The 17624-nt window shown below is 33.2% G+C and carries 16 protein-coding genes; all 16 read left to right on the top strand.

The genetic code is table 11. From position 1 onward, the window contains the following. The first annotated feature begins 136 nt into the window (after nt 1–136). The gene (locus H8S51_RS16100; RefSeq protein ID WP_241070778.1) at nt 137–721 is read left to right on the top strand and encodes a hypothetical protein; all 585 of its coding nucleotides are present in this window, start codon (nt 137–139) and stop codon (nt 719–721) included. A gap of 362 nt (nt 722–1083) precedes the next feature. Beyond that, entirely contained in the window at nt 1084–1485 is a 402-nt protein-coding gene (locus H8S51_RS16095; protein ID WP_241070777.1) for a plasmid mobilization protein, read from the top strand. Further along, a complete protein-coding gene (locus tag H8S51_RS16090; protein ID WP_186900240.1) occupies nt 1464–3233 on the top strand; it encodes a relaxase/mobilization nuclease domain-containing protein in 1770 nt (589 codons plus the stop codon). The genes H8S51_RS16095 and H8S51_RS16090 overlap by 22 nt, the downstream gene beginning before the upstream one ends. Nucleotides 3234–3399: 166 nt before the next feature. Next, the gene (locus H8S51_RS16085) at nt 3400–3585 is read left to right on the top strand and encodes a helix-turn-helix domain-containing protein (protein ID WP_117570061.1); all 186 of its coding nucleotides are present in this window, start codon (nt 3400–3402) and stop codon (nt 3583–3585) included. 26 nt (nt 3586–3611) lie between these two features. Continuing rightward, nucleotides 3612–3866 carry a winged helix-turn-helix domain-containing protein gene (locus H8S51_RS16080; protein WP_186900239.1) on the top strand — a complete coding sequence of 85 codons (255 nt, stop codon included), beginning with the start codon at nt 3612–3614 and terminating at the stop codon, nt 3864–3866. Next, entirely contained in the window at nt 3863–5086 is a 1224-nt protein-coding gene (locus H8S51_RS16075; RefSeq protein ID WP_241070776.1) for a DNA cytosine methyltransferase, read from the top strand. Before H8S51_RS16080 ends, H8S51_RS16075 begins: the two co-directional genes overlap by 4 nt. Beyond that, a complete protein-coding gene (locus H8S51_RS16070) occupies nt 5086–6126 on the top strand; it encodes a DNA cytosine methyltransferase (RefSeq protein WP_186900238.1) in 1041 nt (346 codons plus the stop codon). The genes H8S51_RS16075 and H8S51_RS16070 overlap by 1 nt, the downstream gene beginning before the upstream one ends. Then, nucleotides 6119–7945: an AAA family ATPase gene (locus tag H8S51_RS16065; RefSeq protein WP_186900237.1), complete on the top strand. Its 1827-nt coding sequence runs from the start codon at nt 6119–6121 to the stop codon at nt 7943–7945. Before H8S51_RS16070 ends, H8S51_RS16065 begins: the two co-directional genes overlap by 8 nt. A 17-nt stretch (nt 7946–7962) precedes the next feature. Next, complete coding sequence (locus H8S51_RS16060; RefSeq protein WP_186900236.1) at nt 7963–9945, top strand: LlaJI family restriction endonuclease; 1983 nt, start codon at nt 7963–7965, stop codon at nt 9943–9945. Between the two features lie 92 nt (nt 9946–10037). Then, nucleotides 10038–11453, top strand: a complete 1416-nt coding sequence (locus H8S51_RS16055) for an Eco57I restriction-modification methylase domain-containing protein (RefSeq protein ID WP_186900235.1) — start codon at nt 10038–10040, stop codon at nt 11451–11453. A 14-nt stretch (nt 11454–11467) separates the two neighbouring features. Beyond that, nucleotides 11468–13603: a sensor histidine kinase gene (locus H8S51_RS16050; RefSeq protein ID WP_186900234.1), complete on the top strand. Its 2136-nt coding sequence runs from the start codon at nt 11468–11470 to the stop codon at nt 13601–13603. After that, nucleotides 13603–14196 (top strand): hypothetical protein, encoded by a 594-nt coding sequence (locus tag H8S51_RS16045; RefSeq protein WP_186900233.1) that lies wholly within the window; start codon nt 13603–13605, stop codon nt 14194–14196. Before H8S51_RS16050 ends, H8S51_RS16045 begins: the two co-directional genes overlap by 1 nt. Nucleotides 14197–14200: 4 nt before the next feature. After that, nucleotides 14201–14827 carry an HNH endonuclease gene (locus tag H8S51_RS16040; protein ID WP_186900232.1) on the top strand — a complete coding sequence of 209 codons (627 nt, stop codon included), beginning with the start codon at nt 14201–14203 and terminating at the stop codon, nt 14825–14827. 75 nt (nt 14828–14902) lie between these two features. After that, nucleotides 14903–16354 carry an ATP-binding protein gene (locus H8S51_RS16035; RefSeq protein ID WP_186900231.1) on the top strand — a complete coding sequence of 484 codons (1452 nt, stop codon included), beginning with the start codon at nt 14903–14905 and terminating at the stop codon, nt 16352–16354. Between the two features lie 234 nt (nt 16355–16588). After that, nucleotides 16589–16912, top strand: coding sequence for a hypothetical protein (locus H8S51_RS16030; protein ID WP_117833190.1), 324 nt, complete (start codon nt 16589–16591; stop codon nt 16910–16912). 5 nt (nt 16913–16917) lie between these two features. Next, nucleotides 16918–17358, top strand: a complete 441-nt coding sequence (locus H8S51_RS16025; RefSeq protein ID WP_241070775.1) for a DUF6933 domain-containing protein — start codon at nt 16918–16920, stop codon at nt 17356–17358. Nucleotides 17359–17624: the final 266 nt, after the last annotated feature.

Below are 17624 nucleotides of genomic sequence, written 5' to 3'. Positions count from 1 at the left end.
TAAAAAGTTCTATTGACAAATTTTGAAAAGGATATTAAAATAAACACGAATTAGAAATACGGATTAAATGAAGAATAGGATAGCTGTTTTGTAAAAACACGTATTTAAAATAACAATTTATGAAAGGAGGAGCTGCATGAAGGGTATAAAGGAAGCATTCATAGATGCAGGTGAGATAAGCCAGATGCTTGGTATCGGGATGACAAAGGCATATGCGATTATAAAGGAATATAATGCAGAGCTTGAGGCAAAAGGTTATTTCACCATGCGGGGCAAATGTCCAAGGAAGTACTTTGAACAGAAAATCTATGGTTACGAAGATTATTACAATCCGGATTATGAGCCACAGCGTAACCGAAGCAAGGTTGCAGAAGAAATGGATTATGAAGCGGCAGTTGGGGATTCTGTGATAAGTGAACAGGATGAAGTGGATATACCGCCTGAAACAAATGAATTGTCGGAAGATGGTGCTGAGATAGCAGAAAATGTGATGTTGGATGCAGATGTAATGGTGAAAGAGACAACTGAATTGGTGAATCCAGCGAGTGGGGGCAAAAAGCGCCCCCAAAACGTGCAAATGGGGGCAGAAAGCGCCCCCAAAACCACAAAGTGGGGGCAGAAAGCGCCCCCGCACAAATCAGAGCCGAAAAAGTGTGGAGGCAAAAAGTGCCGTCAAAATGCAAAAGTGGGGGCAAAAAGTGCCACCAAAACAGTAAAGTGACGGCAAAAAGCGCCACCACTCAGATAAGCGAGAAAAAAGTCATGGTGGCGGAAAGTGCCATCAAAATGGAAAAGTGGTGGCGGAAAATGCCACCAAACAAGCAAAGTGATGGCAAAAAGTGCCACCACTTTTAAATCAGGTGGAACTTCAACCACCATATAAGTAATTGTGGTGGAATATTAACCACCACATATTATATACAGGGTGCAGGTGCTCCTGCCAAGACGAAAAATTATGTAAACGCTGATGGCGTTTATATTTTTTCGGGAAAAGGTCCGACCTTTTCCGCATCTTGCAAAACCTATAAGCAGAACTTTTAGAAAGGATGAAAAAAGCAATGGTACAGATAAAAAGAGATTGGTTTGATACAGAATTTGGAAATTACGAAAGGGGAAAAACGTATGGCAGATGGAAAGAGAAGATACAAGTCTGACAGGAAAGATTATAAGATATCGGTGAAGTTGTCAGAGAAAGATATGGATATTCTGAAAGCGGCACTTAAGCGAACAGGAATGACAGCAAGTGCCTATATAAGAGAATTAATTCGGACAGGAGGAAACATTGATACAAGTTATCCAGAGGACAGGGCAAAAATAATTCGTGTTATTGCAGGTATTGCAAATAATATTAATCAGGCGGTAAAGCTTGGCAATTCACAGGGAAGATTGTATTACAGCGATATTGATAAATTGCAGAACAGTCTGGATGATGTAAAGAAAACATTCGGGGAGGTGCTGGAAGTATGGCGATTACAAAGATCTTAAATATAAAAGAGTCAGAAGGTAGAAATCCAGCATCACACCTAAAGAATGCTTTGGAATATATCCAAAATCCGGATAAGACAGAAGAATGTGTACTGGTGGGCGGTATTAACTGCCTGCCGGATACGGCATTTGAGCAGATGAAGGAGACAAAGAATATATTTCATAAGACAGGTAAAAGACAAGGCTATCATGTGATTATATCGTTTTCGCCGGAAGAAAAAGTAACTGTAGAACAGGCAATGTACGTCCTGGAGCACTTTGCGAAGGATGTGCTTGGTGATGATTATGAGGCTGTGTATGCAGTCCACACAGACAGAGAGCATATGCCTGGACATCTTATCTGGAACAGTGTCAGCATGACAACCGGCAAGAAATACAATTCACCGAAAAGCAACTGGAAGAATCATCTCCAGCCTATCACAAATAAATATTGTGATGAACTTGGACTTTTCATAATGCCGGCAGAGTACAGCAAGAATCCAAAGAATATCAGCAGGGACAAGTGGGAAAAGGAAATGTCCATGAAAGAGATAATTCTCAGGGATGCCAAGATGTGTGCATATGCAGCCGGGAATGTGGAGCATTTTAAATATCTGATGAAACGGCTTGGATATGTATTCAAGAAAGACGCGTGGATGGAAGTGCAGGCACCGGGATTTCGATATTATCATAAACTGGCAAAGCTAGACGAAATGTTTTCAGAGGAGACGTTAAGGCATCATGTGGATATGCCCTGGATGGCAAAGCCTTACTTTTATTCGTTGGATATCAGAGGATTGCACATGGCGAAGCTGTCATCATTCCAGAAGAAGTTTTATGCAAAGCTGTACAGGTTAAGGATTGTAGAGCAGAAGCGCTTTGTAGTCGGCGGAGCAAAGTATACAGAGGATTTGAAGCGGTTTCATCAGTTACAGGACGAATATCTGCTGATTGTAAATAATGACATCAAAAGTGTTGTGGATCTTGTGGATTTCATAAATGAGCAGGAAGAACAGATTCAGCAGATTGAGGACAGACAGCATGAGATATACAGAGAAAGCTCTAGTCGGAAACGCAGTATAAAGAATGAAGAGCAGTATCGGGAATATCAGATATGGCATGTGGAAGTGCAGGAAGAACTGGACGAACTGAAGCAGGAGAAAAGGAAAATTAAGAGGCAGATACAGCTTGTTGATGACATTATAAAAGAAGATTTGTATACGGCTTATTATGCGGTGACAGGGAAAGAAGAAATCGTTGCAGACAGGGATGTTGAGATACCGGGGATGGAAGATGAGGCTGTGTTTGAGAAAGATGTGGCTGTTGAGCCGAGGACGAATGTTGATGTAATGAATCCAGACAATAATCAGAACGATACGTCTGTAATGCCAGATATTCGTAATGTGTCTGATGTAAATACGGCAAGAATGGATGAAGATATTACTGATGTAACAGGTAAAAGTGAATTTATGGAATCTGAAGAAAAAGTGTCTGTGGACAAAGCTGGCTGGATTGTCAGGAGGATATCAGAACTTGGTGGTTATGAGAATATTAGTGATTCTGTTAAGGCTGATATATTCGGATTTGATATTGCTGATGTTAGTGGAAGCATATGGTTGTTCTCGGATGTAATGAAAAGGCTGGGGATAAAGCTGGATGGAGACGAAATGTATGAGGAATTCCAGAGAATTTATGATGAGAGTGTTGGTAGAGATGCTGGTAAAGATAAAGCAGAAGATAAGATGTGGAATAGGGGCAGAGGAAGGTAATTCCTCTGTCTCAATATTAAATTAAGAATAGATGTATAATTGAACATTAAAGATATATTAAATACTAATAAATCATATTTAAACAGTGAAATATCAGTTGAGGGAAACAACTGTTCGTGATATAATTACTTTGTTATTTTATACATTTTAGAATCGGAGGGAGAATATGTCTGAGACTAATGAAAAATGGTCTAATTTAGAAGAAACCGCAGAATATCTAGGTGTAACGAAAGATACTATAAGAAATTGGATTAAAAAAACAGATATACCGGCTCATAAGATAGGTAGACTTTGGAAATTTAAATTTTCTGAGATCGATGAATGGGTAAAAAGCGGGAAGAGTGCATTGTAGAATTGGTAAGTTATGGAGGATAAAGAATGTATATTCCAACTAAGAAGGAATTAAAAATAGCAACTATAGATGTTTTAAAAGAAAATAACTCAGAATGTACAACAGAATATATTAATGATCAAGTAGCAAAACACTTGAATTTATCAGAAGAATATTTGTTATCAGAAGATGAAAATGGATTAGGAACGGCATATAACTACAGAATGAGATGGATCAGGACTGAGCTGAAAAAAGAGGGCAAGATAATAAATATTAAACGTGGAATTTGGAGAATAGCATGATAACAAAAGATAATATGGTATATATACTTAAAAGAACGGAATTAAAGAATATAACAGAACATCAATTAGAAGAGTTTATTAGTGAATTTGATCTTGATGATAAGGGAAATGTGTTAATTCCATATCAGCATAAAGGATATACTTGTAACGATAAGATGGATTTGTTTATTAATTCTGACATACAGGCAATTAGCTTTTTCTCGGGTTGCGGCGGTTTAGATATTGGAACTCAATTAGCAGGGGTTAAAGTGCTGTCCAGTTTAGATTTTTATGAGGATAGTGTAAATTCCCTTAGAAAAAATCCATTTTTTTCACATAGTGAACATTTTTGTGAAAATATAAATAATGTTAATGGAAAAGATTATATCAATATTATAAAAAAGAATAATCCTAGTAAGCTGCTTATTGTAGGGGGACCGCCATGTCAGCCGTTTTCTAAAGCGGGTTATTGGGTAAAAAACGAAAATAGGAAAGCGAACGATGATCCTAGAAATATGATAGAACCATATTTTAGATTGATTTCCGAAATAATGCCAGATGGATTTGTATTAGAAAATGTTGAGAGTATACTTCATCCATCGAATCGACCGGCCGTTGATGTAATAGTAAATAATATGGAAAAGCTTGGCTATAATTTTTCTATGCTAAAGACAAATGCAGCAGACTATGGAATACCGCAAAAAAGGAAAAGAGTTTTTTTTATTGCTACAAAAAAGAAGATAAAGGCTAGTATTGTACAGACTCATGGAGATGATAAGGCTATAAAAAATAATCCGAAACTTCTACCATATGAAAGGGTAATTGATTGGATTGGAAAATTTGATGATGAGTTATACTATTGTGATGAGCAAGTTGATACAACAGGAAAATGGAATCATGAGTTAACTTGTATTCCACCAGGAAAGAACTATATTGCGTTATCGGAAAAAGCAGGTTATCCTAATCCGGTATTTATTGCAGGTAAGCGTTATTGGAGTTCTTTATTAAAACTACATCCCTTACATCCATCTTGGACAATTATAGCTAGTCCTGGACATTGGGAAGGTCCATTCCATTGGAATAATAGACGATTATCTATACGGGAATGTGCTGCAATACAAACATTTCCAGATGATTATGTTTTCTATGGCAGTGAAAGATCTGCAAGAAAACAGATAGGAAATGCAGTTCCGCCATTATTGGCAAAGAAAATTATCGAGGAATTATGTAGGTGGATATAATGAGAAAACCAAAAGTTGTAAGTTTATTTTCTGGTGCAGGAGGACTTGACATAGGATTTAAAAAAGCAGGATTTCATACAGTTTTTGCGACTGATGTATGGGATATTGCATGCAATACACTTAAAGCTAATAATATGGCAGACGAAGTTATTTGTAATGATGTAAGAAAGATAAATTTTGATGAAGTTGTTAACAAGTATGGAGAGATTGATTGTGTTATTGGAGGTCCTCCTTGTCCGCCATATAGTCAAACTCGTCATTATTTGGTGGGCAAAGCGGATGGACTCAATGATGAAAAAGCAGGATTTGCGGTTCCTGAATATTTTAGAGCTATTGAAGAAATAAAACCGCGAGTGTTTTTCTTTGAAAATGTAGATGGATTCACATTTAAGACACATACGGAAGCATTTGATTTTTTGAAAGAAAGAAGTTATGAATTAGGGTACAATATAACATACAAAGTAGTTAATTGTGCAAATTACGGAATACCACAAACAAGAAAAAGATTTATATGTGTCGGCATAAGAAATGATGTTGGTGAGAAGTTTGATTTTCCTTTTGAAACACATTCCGAGAATGCAAAAGTTAAAGGTACATTGCCATGGGTAACATGCAAAGATGTTATAGGAGAGTTTGACAATATAACAGAAGAAGAAAAATTGCAGAGACCTGGATCTAAAGATTATGATTTGTTTGTTAATATTCCACCAGGAGATAATTATTTGTATTATACAGAAAAGAGAGGATGTAACGATCCTAAATTTAAATGGAAATCAAGATATTGGACATTTTTATTAAAGTTAAGTCCAGATAGACCATCCTGGACATTACAAGCAAGTTTTTCTAATAATCAAGGTCCTTTTCATTGGCGCAATAGATTTTTACGAATAGAGGAAGCAAAAAGGATTCAGACATTTCCGGATCAGTATAAATTGATGGGGGATTTTAAGCAACAGTGGAGGCAAATTGGGAATGCGGTGCCATCATTAATGGCAGAAATTGTCGCAAAAAAAATAAAGGAGGAATATTTTAGTGAGTGATGAACAAAAAAATGTTGATGATGGAAAACGTTGGCAGGTTGATTATGATTGTAATTTAGTGTGGAAGCAAACAAGTAAATCAAACACTAATCTAAATGAATTGAAAAAATTATTTGGATATGCAGAACGTTTTTATGACATATTACCATCAAGCTTTGAAAAATCTGATGGTCCTTATTATAAGATAATATTGAAACCAAAGGATAATTGGTCAAGTATCCCCGATATGGATGATAATCTCAAGCGTAATTTTTATGAAGATACTCAAGAAATTAATGTGGCTTTTTTGACAATATCAAATGATACAAGAGAGAATAATAAAAAAGGAAAAGAAAAAATTATTTCAAGTAATTTGAAAAATCATATTAATTCTATTAAATTACGCTGCCAGGGTAATTTATATTATGAGAATCTTAAGAATAAGGTTATAATAGCAAGATACTCGTATAACCAAAATGAAGATATAGATAAATCATTGTATATAGCATTTCCAGAGGAGGTTATTGGAAATGGACAGAAAAGCTATAGAGTTAAATGTCAGAATTTAAAAAAGGCTAGATGTTATGGTATATATGCAGATCAAAGCTCGGAGTATAAAGAAGTGGTTTTTGAGGCAGACAAATTAGGAATTTACATTGCTAACAGAGAAGTTTTACATGAAATGAGAGGTAATGTAGGAAATGTGCCTGATATTGATTTGATTCAAAATGGTGAACAAAAAACATGTTTACATTTTTTATATAATAGAATTATTTTTGGTGCACCTGGAACCGGAAAAAGCCATAAACTAGAGAATGATAGTAGATTGTTTGAAAATAATTTTGAAAGAGTAACATTTCATCCAAACTATTCATATGCACAGTTTGTTGGAACATATAAGCCAGTTCAGGATGAAAAGTCAGCGGATATTGTCTATGAATATGTTCCAGGACCTTTTATGAGGATATATGTGCAAGCACTTAATAATCCAAATGATAACTTTTTGCTTCTAATTGAGGAAATTAATAGAGCGAATGTTGCATCAGTTTTTGGGGATGTTTTTCAGTTGTTAGATAGAAAGAATGGAATAAGTGAGTATCCAGTTGCAACAACTGAGGATATAAAAAAGTATTTAATAAAAGAACTTAAATGCTTTAAGAAGAAAGATAGTATTGGAAATGAATCTATAAAAAGCTTTGATGAATTTTCGGATGATGATATAAAGAAATGTATGTATATGTGTATTCCATCAAATATGTACATATGGGCAACAATGAACAGTGCAGATCAGGGCGTCTTTCCAATGGACACAGCATTTAAGCGTAGATGGGAATTCGAATATTTAAGTGTCAATGATGATGAGCAGGTTGCAGCAATAAAAGATTATGTCATACCAATGTGTTTTAAGGACAATAAAGCGGATCATTATATTGGTTGGGATAGTTTAAGAACAAGGATAAATAATATTTTGACATCTGAAAAGTGTAAGGTTAATGAAGACAAGCTTTTAGGACCATTTTTTATATCTAAAAATATGTTAGACGAGATAAAGGATAATAAAGAGCAAATAGACGAATTAGAAGCAAAAGATGAAGCTTCTCGGACTGAGAAAGATAACGAAGCTCTTAAAGATATGCATCAAAAAGAGAACAATTATATAAAAGCATTTGAAAGTAAAGTAATCATGTATTTGTTTGAAGATGTTATGAAGATGCGTCCGGAGAACATATTTATAGGTCATCATAAAAAGAATGGAAAGATGATTTTTTCAGAAATATGTAAAGCCTTTGAGCAAGATGGCGAAGGCATATTTGGAATTGAAGATTGGGAAAATATATAAAAAGGGGATGAGAGACAATGACGAAGGGTTTCTTTCGTGAGAGAAAGCATTATTCTTTACAGGAAATAACAGACAATTTGATTAATATAAATATGGAAGAAACCAGACGCATTGTCGGGATTCTTAAAAAATATGGGGTAGTTAAAGCTGTAAAAAAGAATAAGCCAGATTTTGATGATTTATCAAATGAAGATATTGTCTTGACTGATGTGGTAGACAGTTCAAGCGATATAGAATATATATTTGATTATGTTGGAGTTGTTGTAATCGAGGGACAAGTTTTTAAATGCTATCCTAAATATATCAAATCAACAGAACATCTATTTGAGAATCTGAAGCAGGCTTTAAAGGTTATAAAAAAATACAATGCATCAGAACAATTGATTTATCTATTTAATGGAGAAGATGATAGTAAGATTTTTAATAGATTAGCTGTATCTATTCATTTGTTAGAGACATATTATACTGATGGTTTGTACACAAATCAGAAAGATATAATTGAAACAAATGGAGAAGGTGAGATTTTATGGGATAAGACTATAAATGAAACATTTGCAATTATACAGAATAACAAACCATATTATGTGGAATTACAGACTAAGAATACGATTGACAATGACTATGATTATTTTCGACGGCTACATGAATGTGTTCTTACACAATGTAGCAGAGAATTATCATATGCAGGACTTTTAGAATTGTTTGAATTGACAGAAGTTGAGCTGACACAAGAAGAACTGTCTGATTTTGGCGATGTGAGTTATATATTATATCGGTTGCAGTCTGAGATACAAACTCAATATATTACAAGGAAACAGAATCTTCTAAAAACAATATATACATATATTGCTAACGAGAAAACAGACAAAAATGATGTGAGCTATAGTTTATATGGAACTAATAGTTTTAACTTGGTTTGGGAAAAAGTATGTGCTGATAATTTTGGAAGTGTTCTAGATAAGAAAATAGTAGATCTCCCATTAAGTAATCCGGAATGGAATAAAGCTGAATATAAAGATAAAACATTAAGAAAAGTGATTAAATCACCAAGATGGAGAAAAACAGAGTTCCCGGATGCAGAAGATCCAAAGGTGGAAACATTAAAACCTGATTTGGTATGCATATATCCTGTTGATGAACAGAAAAAAGATTATTGCTTTGGAATATATGATGCAAAATATTATTGTATAGATTATCAAATACATGGAGATAAAGCTATCATTAGTGGACAACCGGGTGTGGGTGATGTCACAAAGCAATATTTATATCAATTAGCATTTGATGATTTTATTATGAAACAGGGATACAGATATGTGCAAAATATGTTTTTCTGTCCTGATGAAGTTGGAGATAAGCAGTATGGTTGGGTACAGATGGAAATTCTAAATCATGTTGGAAATAAAAGATTGGAAAATATAGCAGTTGTAAAATTATGTGCATCAAAGATGTATCAACTGTATCTTGATAATCAGACAATTAGTGAGTATGAGATTAATCAATATATACCAGATATAGGTAGACAGAAAATATCAGAGCAAAATTTTGCTAATCGAATGCTGGCATATCTTATGCGTATTACAAACGCTAGTAAAATGGCTGAGGAAAAACTTGAGATGAAAGCAGACCGAGGTAAATTGATATATCCTAGACAGATAAAAAGAGAACTGGGAGCAAAGATTATCTATGATGCTATCTGCCCGGTTGCAAGCAAAGCTTTTTATGGATTTAATCCATACGAAAAAGAAAACTATGGCAATATGGTAGCAGAGGATATAGGTAACTCTTATGAAAGATGCAATCAGATTGCAGATGCATCTATTGAAATAGAGAAAAAGATAAAAGAGTTGTCGGAAAAGGAACTTCAGGATGAAAAGGTAATTATAGATATTCTCAGGAAGTGTTTTGAGGATAAAGAAGATATAGTATCTATGGCTGAAGGGGATAACTTGGAGCTGCTGGCTGAAAAAGTTATGGAATTGGTTATTGAAGTATATTTGTAATAGTAGCTGTTTGATTAGTAATTATGTGTTATGTTGCTTAAGCAGAAATACTATTTTGATTTAAGTAAAAAAGAGAAAGTGACAAGATTGTAATGAACAAGAAATGCCAGGTATTTACTCCTAATGGGTATGTAAAAAAATTATTAGATTGCATAGATTATAATAAAAACATATATGATAAAAATATTTTAGAAAATTCATGTGGAGATGGAAATATTTTAGTTGTAATTGTTGAACGATATATAAATGATGCAAGAGCACATGGATTATCAAATAAAGAGATAAGTAATGGATTATCAAGATGCATATGTGGAGTAGAGATTGACCCTGAACAACATAAAAAATGTATTGCAAATTTAAATGAAATAGTAAATGAGAAAGGAATAAGTGATGTTCAGTGGAATATAGTGAATGAGGATTACTTAAAATGGGAACCGGATAGAAAATTTGATTTTATTGTAGGTAATCCACCTTATATAACATATCAAGAATTGGATGAGGAAAATAGAAGTTATGTAAGAAATAATTTTATAACATGTGAAAAAGGAAAATTTGACTACTGTTATGCATTTATTGAAAAAAGTGTACATTGTTTGAGTAATAAGGGGAAAATGTCATATTTAATTCCAAGTAGCATATTTAAAACAGTATTCGGAGAAAAACTTCGTTCTTATATTAAGCCATACTTATACGAAATATATGATTATACACAAGATAAAATGTTTGATGATGCATTAGTGAAATCGGCAATAATTGTTATTGATAAATGTATAATCCATAATGAAATGATTTATTATGATATGGCAAATGAAGAAGAAATGTGTATCAAAATTGAAAACTTAACTAATAAATGGTTTTTTACAAAAAATAATGTACCTGGAACAAGACGCTTTGGAGATTTTTTTCAAGTTGCACATGTGGTTGCAACTTTGTTAAACGAAGCTTATGTATTAAAAGAAGAAAATTATCAAGAAATGAATGAATTTTATTGTTGTAATGGGAAAAATATAGAAAAGGAAGTTGTTAGAGAGACTGCAACACCTCGTTCATTACGATATAAAAAGAAAGAAAAAATTATTTTTCCATATGATTATAAAAATGGAAAATTAATTAGATATTCAGCACAACAATTTTTATCACTTTTTCCTGGTACAGTTAACTACTTAAATGATTTTAGAGAACAGCTGGATGAGAGAGAAAGCGACAAGAATGCTTTGTGGTTTGAATATGGTCGTTCCCAGGCATTAGCAGGATTGAATAAACGAAAGTTATTGATTTCTACAGTTATTACTGAAAGAGTAGCAGTTTATATATTAAAGAAAAAATGTATACCATATGCGGGAATGTATATTGTGCCAAAAGCCGATAATAAAACTTATAAATTAGAAGATGCCAAAGAAATTTTGGAAAGTGATGAATTTATGAAATATGTTCAAGATGTAGGTATTCATATAAGTGGGACTTCTTTGAGAATTACATCAAAAGATATTGAAGAATTTAGATTTTAAGGGAGGTGACATGAATGGAAGAATTAAAATATGTCATAGAAGACAGTACAATAGCAGAATTGTTAGGAGTGCAGAATTTTTCTACAGATGAAGCGGCAATTCTTGAGTTAGTGAAAAATGCATATGATGCTAATGCATTGAATTTGAAAATTACATTTGAAAATGATATGCTTCGATTTGAAGATAATGGAATTGGTATGAATGCATGCGATATAAAAGAACATTGGATGCATATTGGTAAAAGTAGCAAAGAATATGAAATAATAGATCAAAATAATAAAAAAAGAATCCAAGCAGGCTCAAAAGGTGTTGGAAGATTTGCATTATCGAGATTAGGGTATAGTGTTTACTTAAAATCGAAAAGGTTAGATTCAGTTGGTGTAATTTGGAAAACGGATTGGAATACGTCTGTTTTAGATGAGAGCAATGATATTCACAATAATGGAACAGATATAAAAATAATAGGTTTAAGGGAAAAGTGGAATAAAAAACGCATAGAAAATTTAAATAAGTATCTAGAAAGAACTTATCATGATACATCTATGGAGATAAGAATTATTTCGGATAGTTATGATGAAATTGTAAAGGAACATTTTCCTAAAGCGAAGGTAGGAATTAATTGCAGAAGCAATATCGTTTTAAAGTATGCTAATGGAGTGCTGGTAACGACAGTAGAGTCAGATGAATTTGAAAATGAAGCTTTAAAATATTGCACAGGGATTGATATAAAAAAATTTGAAAAGAAAACGGATGTTGTTAATGAATTAAAAGGAAATAAGATTACTGAGCTCTTAGATGATGATATACAAAATATAATTAATAATATTGGTGAATTTTCAGCAAATTTATATTTTAATATAGTTTCATCAAAAGAGGAAAAAGAAAAATTTTTATACAAATATTTAAATACACAGGAAAACATAGAAAGTGGAATAATATTATACAGAAATGCATTTAGTATATCTTCATATGAAGGCAAAAAAGATTGGCTGGGACTTGGAAAAAGATCTAGAAAATCTCCAGCAGCAGCATCTCATCCAACAGGTGCATGGCGTGTGAGAGAGAATCAGATGGCAGGATATGTAATGATAGATAAGAAGAAGAATGCAGTACTTCAAGACATGGCTAATCGTCAAGGCTTAGACGAAAATATTTATTATCAGTTATTTGTTGAAATAATTTTAATAGGGATTAAGGAATTTGAAAGATATAGACAAAATATTGTAAGAAAAATAAATGTGAAAAATCAAGTAGAAGAACAAAAAGCAACACCTATTTCAGATCGAGTATTAAGTAAACCAACATCCGTTAGTGTACTTACAAAGGAAGAAGCAAAGCAATTAGCGACGGAAATTAAAGGCTACAAAAAAGAGGGGAAACAGTATCAAAAAGATAAAGAAGCTGTAGAAGCTAGGTATAAATATGATGTAAGAATTTTAAATGTATTAGCAACGACAGGATTAAAAGCTTCATCTATAGCACATGAAATGAAAAATGATAGGAATGCTATATATGATAATTACAATAATATAGTAGATGCATTAAAGGAATATGGCATGTGGGAGGAACTGAACTCTTTTGAAAAAACTCGCAAGTCTTATAAAAATATTCCTTATTTGCTGGAGAGTAATGACTTAGTTGGAAGAAAATTGGTAACATTTATGGATACTATGCTGGAAGAAATAGAAAAAAAACAGTTTGAGCCTAGGTATCAGAGCATAGCAGATATTTTAACTACTATAAAAAAGGTATGGGAAAGAGATTATGTATGGCTTAGTATTGAAATAATAATGGATAAAGATATTATTTATCAAATTTCGGAAGATATATTACAGGTTGTATTTGATAACTTAATTTTAAATAGCGTACAACAGAATGAAAATATACAAAAATTAATTATTACGATATATGTAGAAGAGATTGGTGGATCTTTAAAGATTAAATATTGTGATAATGGTAAAGGACTTGATGATAAGTATAAAACAGACCCGATGAAAATATTAGAAGTGCATGAAACAACAAGAACGAATGGACATGGACTTGGAATGTGGATTGTAAATAATACATGTATAATGTCAGGGGGCGAAATTCAGAAGATAGGTGGAGAAAAAGGATTTGAAATTGAATTTATTATAGGAGGGAAGATATAATGGAAACCTTAAAGATACTTTATATAGATGACCATCCAGAGACATCATTATCTAAATATTTGGATAAATATAAGAACCCAAGTTGTGAAATTGAGTATTCAGATATTGAATTTAAGCCAGATGAAGGATATGAGAGTTTGATTAATAATTCGGATGTTAAATCTGCAAATATAATTTTTATAGATTCAAAATTGTTTGAAAATAGAAATGCAATAGCTGGAAAATTTACAGGAGAAGAATTTAAAATTATTTTAAAAAAGTATTTCCCATTTATAGAAGTAATTGTTATTACGCAAAATGAAATAGCACCTGGTTATGAGACAATTTCTAAGTATGATCCTAAAAGCAAAATGACACCAGAGGAATATTATGGTAAAGAACTGCCCGTGTTATTAGAACAATGTGTTAGAAATATTTTTGAAGTTCGAAAAATAACCGCAGAGTTGCAAAAAAATACTAGTTGGGAAAAAGTTATGGTTGAAAAAATTGTGAATTCTGTGAATGGTCAAGGGAAATTTGATGAATTTACGAAGAAAGATATTGATGATGTGATAAAAATGTTTCAAGAGTTGCAGATAAAAGTAGAGGAATAGAAATATGGACTACAGAAGAACAAAATATTGCCCTGAATTAATTGATGTACCACAAAAAAAGAAAGAAGTAGAGGCTTTAGTAAAAGCAGAGCATCCTTATGCAAAAGATATGCATAATTATATAAGTGATAATTCACAGAAATTTAAGTTAGAATTTATTAAAGCATATAATGGGAAATGTGCATACTGTGGGGCTTCAAACGATTTGATAAAAAAGACTGAATTTGAAATAGACCATTTTTTATATGAAAAAGCTCCTATATTCGCAACTAAAAAAGAGGCGGGGTATATACAAAATTTGATTCTAGCGTGCCATGATTGTAATCATGATAAAAATTCATTTTGGATTAAAAAAGAAGAATTTGAAGAGTTGAATCCAGATGGAGAAAAAATAAAGAATGTATTTATAAGAGATGAACAATATTATATTAGAATAAATGATAAATTTAAACATAATACAACTATTGAAGAATTTTATAAGAAACTTTATTTGGGTTCTGAATTGCATAGGTTAGATTATTTGATAATGAATATAATCGGATTGCAGCGTTCTTGTCAAAATAATAGTGATTTATATGTTGGACTCGGGAAAATACTGGATATAATAAGGCAAAAGAGAAATATTATGTAGAACATAATTTTAATTATAACCTTTAACATACATAATACTATGCAGAGGGAGTCTGACAAAGAAGGAAGTGAATTTATGGACATAAAGCAGCTAATCGGCGAAGCCACAGATTATGATAAAAAGGTTGCACTTGAGACAAAGAAACCAAAAAGCTGGTGCAAGAGCATTAGTGCATTTTCAAATTGCTATGGTGGCAAGCTGGTATTTGGTGTGGCAAATGATGATGAGTTGGTTGGACTTGCAGATGCTGAAGGTGATGCAGAGAAAATTAGTGAAATAATTAAAACACACCTTAATCCAATACCAGAGTTTAAGCTTTCATTTGAAAAAGATAATGACAAGACATTCGTTATTGTAGAAGTTATGAAAGGGCAGCAGACTCCATACTATTATGAGGGTGATGGGCAACTTGTTGCATTTATGCGTATAGGAAATGAAAGTGTTCCGGCGACACCTTCGCAGTTAAGAGAGTTGGTACTTCGCGGAAGTGGTGAAAGTTATGATAGTCTGAAGTCAAGATATGATTTTAACAATATGTCTTTTACAAAATTAAAATCGGTATATAAGCAGAGAACAGGAAATGCATTTGAAGATACAGATTATGAATCTTTTGGTCTGATTGATGAGAAAGGCAATCTGACGAATGCAGGAGCACTTCTAGCAGATGAATCTCCGGTTCGTCATTCCAGATTGTTTTGCACTAGATGGAATGGACTTACTAAGGCATCTGGAATTGTAGATGCACTTGATGATAAGGAATATACTGGCAGTCTTGTCACATTGTTGCAGGCGGGAACTGATTTTGTGAGAAATAACTCTAAGAAGGCATGGCGTAAGGTTGGGGACGGCAGAATTGAAATGCCTGATTATCCGGATCGTGCAGTGCTTGAAGGGGTAGTAAATGCATTGATTCATAGAAATTATATAGAGATAGGTAGCGAAGTTCATATAGATATGTTTGATGACAGAATTGAAATATATTCACCGGGTGGAATGATAAGTGGAATATCTTTAGAGGGAAAAGATTTATTAAAAATCCCATCAAAGCGAAGAAATCCGATATTAGCTGATATATTCAGCCGTTTGAAATACATGGAGCGTAGAGGCAGTGGATTTAAGAAGATATTGGCAGACTATGAGAATCAGGTTGAATTTGATGAGTCCAAGATGCCTGTCTTTGATGCAGATAATGATGATTTTACAGTGACTTTGTATAATCTGAATTATGGTTCTAGTTATGCAGCACAGGCAAATGAAAATGTCATAGAAAATGTCATAGAAAATGTCATAGAAATTTCGGAAGAAAAAATTAAGAAGTTAATGCCAGAGTATTCTAAGAAGAAGCTTGCTAAAGCATATGAGATTCTGAAAATGATTTCGGAAAACCCGAATATTTCTATTGATGAATTAAGAATAGCATTAGATGTTACAGATAGAACAATTGCTAGATATATATCAGAATTAAAGGATAAAGGTATCATAGAACGAAAAGGTCCAGATAATGGTGGAAAATGGAAAATTAGGTAAGTAAATGACAGTAAATTTGGCACTCAATGTAACACCCAAACTTTCACTCAAGGATATTCCAGAGTTGGTCTCAACGAAGTCTCATGATATTTGAGACTTGGTGAGACTACATAATATGGCAGAAAAGCGATAAAATCGACATTTGTGGTTTACTTGTATGAGTACAGTCTCAAGTCAGTCTCATTTTTGACACTGTTTGTTGAGACTAACGTGAGACTGAGGAGATTCAAAATCATGGACATAAGCAAAAAGGATTGGAAATTATTTCGAGAAAGATTATCAGGCTGGCAGGAAAATTATATGGAAGGTCTTGTTAAAGAGTATGCAAATTTTCTGAATGATGATAAAAAGCCTGCATCAGAGAAATTCTGGGAACTTGAAAAACGGATAAAAGAAGATAAGCGTCATCCGGGAGTTATCATGGAGATGAGTAAGTCAGAGGTGATATGGGATATCGTTCGTCTTATTAGATTGAAAGTAATTACATATGATGATTTATCAGACTTTAGTGATGAATTACAGCTGGAAGTGAAGAGAATACTTGAAATGAGCAGGTGATACATATGGAGATTGGTGCAACAAAGGCAGTTCAAGATCGACTAAAAACCACAAAGATTGCAGAAAGCAAAGTTGTTTCACTTGTGTTCTGCTGGGACACACATTTGACGAAAATAAAAGGAAGAAATGTCTTGTTTATTGTAAATGCCAGTAATCGTTATACAATAGCAATGACAGATATTGAACCAAGAAACTGGAATTACTATGCAATGTATATCAGCCGCGTGATTTATGGCGTGATGCAGGAAATGGGATATTCCGAGGATCAGATAGGGCAGTATTTTAAAATGTCAGGCGATACAACTGTAACAAAAACTCATGGTAGGAAATCGGTTGGTGGCATTAACAGAATGGTAATGGATGCACAGTATTTTGGTAAGAAGCTGGAGAAAGAAGCAAAGTATCAATGGGAACTTAGTGAGTATCTGAACAGAGATATTTGCTAGCCAGAGGGATTTGATGCGTATGGATATCCGAGTGAACTTTTTAAATTAGACATGGAACGATTGGGGATTGCTGCTAAGAGAAAGCCTGCAAAGGTAATTGATTTCAGTCAGTATATAGAAAGCAATCGTGGTACTAACGATTAGTACCACAAAACTTTTTCTTGCAGAAATATTGCTTGGATACCAGCTATGAAAAGTCAACCATAAATTAGTAAAAAATTTCTTTTTCATATCGGTGGTAAAAAAGGGTAACTTTAATAGAGCTC

Origin of the sequence: Roseburia rectibacter (assembly GCF_014287515.2) — a bacterium.
GTDB lineage: Bacteria > Bacillota > Clostridia > Lachnospirales > Lachnospiraceae > Roseburia > Roseburia rectibacter.
Note: the sequence above shows the minus strand (reverse complement) of the source record. Positions and strands in the feature narration are given on the sequence as shown.

Bases quoted from the DNA above. Each gene is read 5' to 3' on its own strand.
- H8S51_RS16100 (WP_241070778.1), top strand. From the start codon at position 137: ATGAAGGGTATAAAGGAAGCATTCATAGATGCAGGTGAGATAAGCCAG.
- H8S51_RS16055 (WP_186900235.1), top strand. From the start codon at position 10,038: ATGAACAAGAAATGCCAGGTATTTACTCCTAATGGGTATGTAAAAAAA.
- H8S51_RS16075 (WP_241070776.1), top strand. From the start codon at position 3,863: ATGATAACAAAAGATAATATGGTATATATACTTAAAAGAACGGAATTA.
- H8S51_RS16060 (WP_186900236.1), top strand. From the start codon at position 7,963: ATGACGAAGGGTTTCTTTCGTGAGAGAAAGCATTATTCTTTACAGGAA.
- H8S51_RS16085 (WP_117570061.1), top strand. From the start codon at position 3,400: ATGTCTGAGACTAATGAAAAATGGTCTAATTTAGAAGAAACCGCAGAA.
- H8S51_RS16040 (WP_186900232.1), top strand. From the start codon at position 14,201: ATGGACTACAGAAGAACAAAATATTGCCCTGAATTAATTGATGTACCA.
- H8S51_RS16070 (WP_186900238.1), top strand. From the start codon at position 5,086: ATGAGAAAACCAAAAGTTGTAAGTTTATTTTCTGGTGCAGGAGGACTT.
- H8S51_RS16090 (WP_186900240.1), top strand. From the start codon at position 1,464: ATGGCGATTACAAAGATCTTAAATATAAAAGAGTCAGAAGGTAGAAAT.
- H8S51_RS16045 (WP_186900233.1), top strand. From the start codon at position 13,603: ATGGAAACCTTAAAGATACTTTATATAGATGACCATCCAGAGACATCA.
- H8S51_RS16050 (WP_186900234.1), top strand. From the start codon at position 11,468: ATGGAAGAATTAAAATATGTCATAGAAGACAGTACAATAGCAGAATTG.
- H8S51_RS16035 (WP_186900231.1), top strand. From the start codon at position 14,903: ATGGACATAAAGCAGCTAATCGGCGAAGCCACAGATTATGATAAAAAG.
- H8S51_RS16080 (WP_186900239.1), top strand. From the start codon at position 3,612: ATGTATATTCCAACTAAGAAGGAATTAAAAATAGCAACTATAGATGTT.
- H8S51_RS16025 (WP_241070775.1), top strand. From the start codon at position 16,918: ATGGAGATTGGTGCAACAAAGGCAGTTCAAGATCGACTAAAAACCACA.
- H8S51_RS16030 (WP_117833190.1), top strand. From the start codon at position 16,589: ATGGACATAAGCAAAAAGGATTGGAAATTATTTCGAGAAAGATTATCA.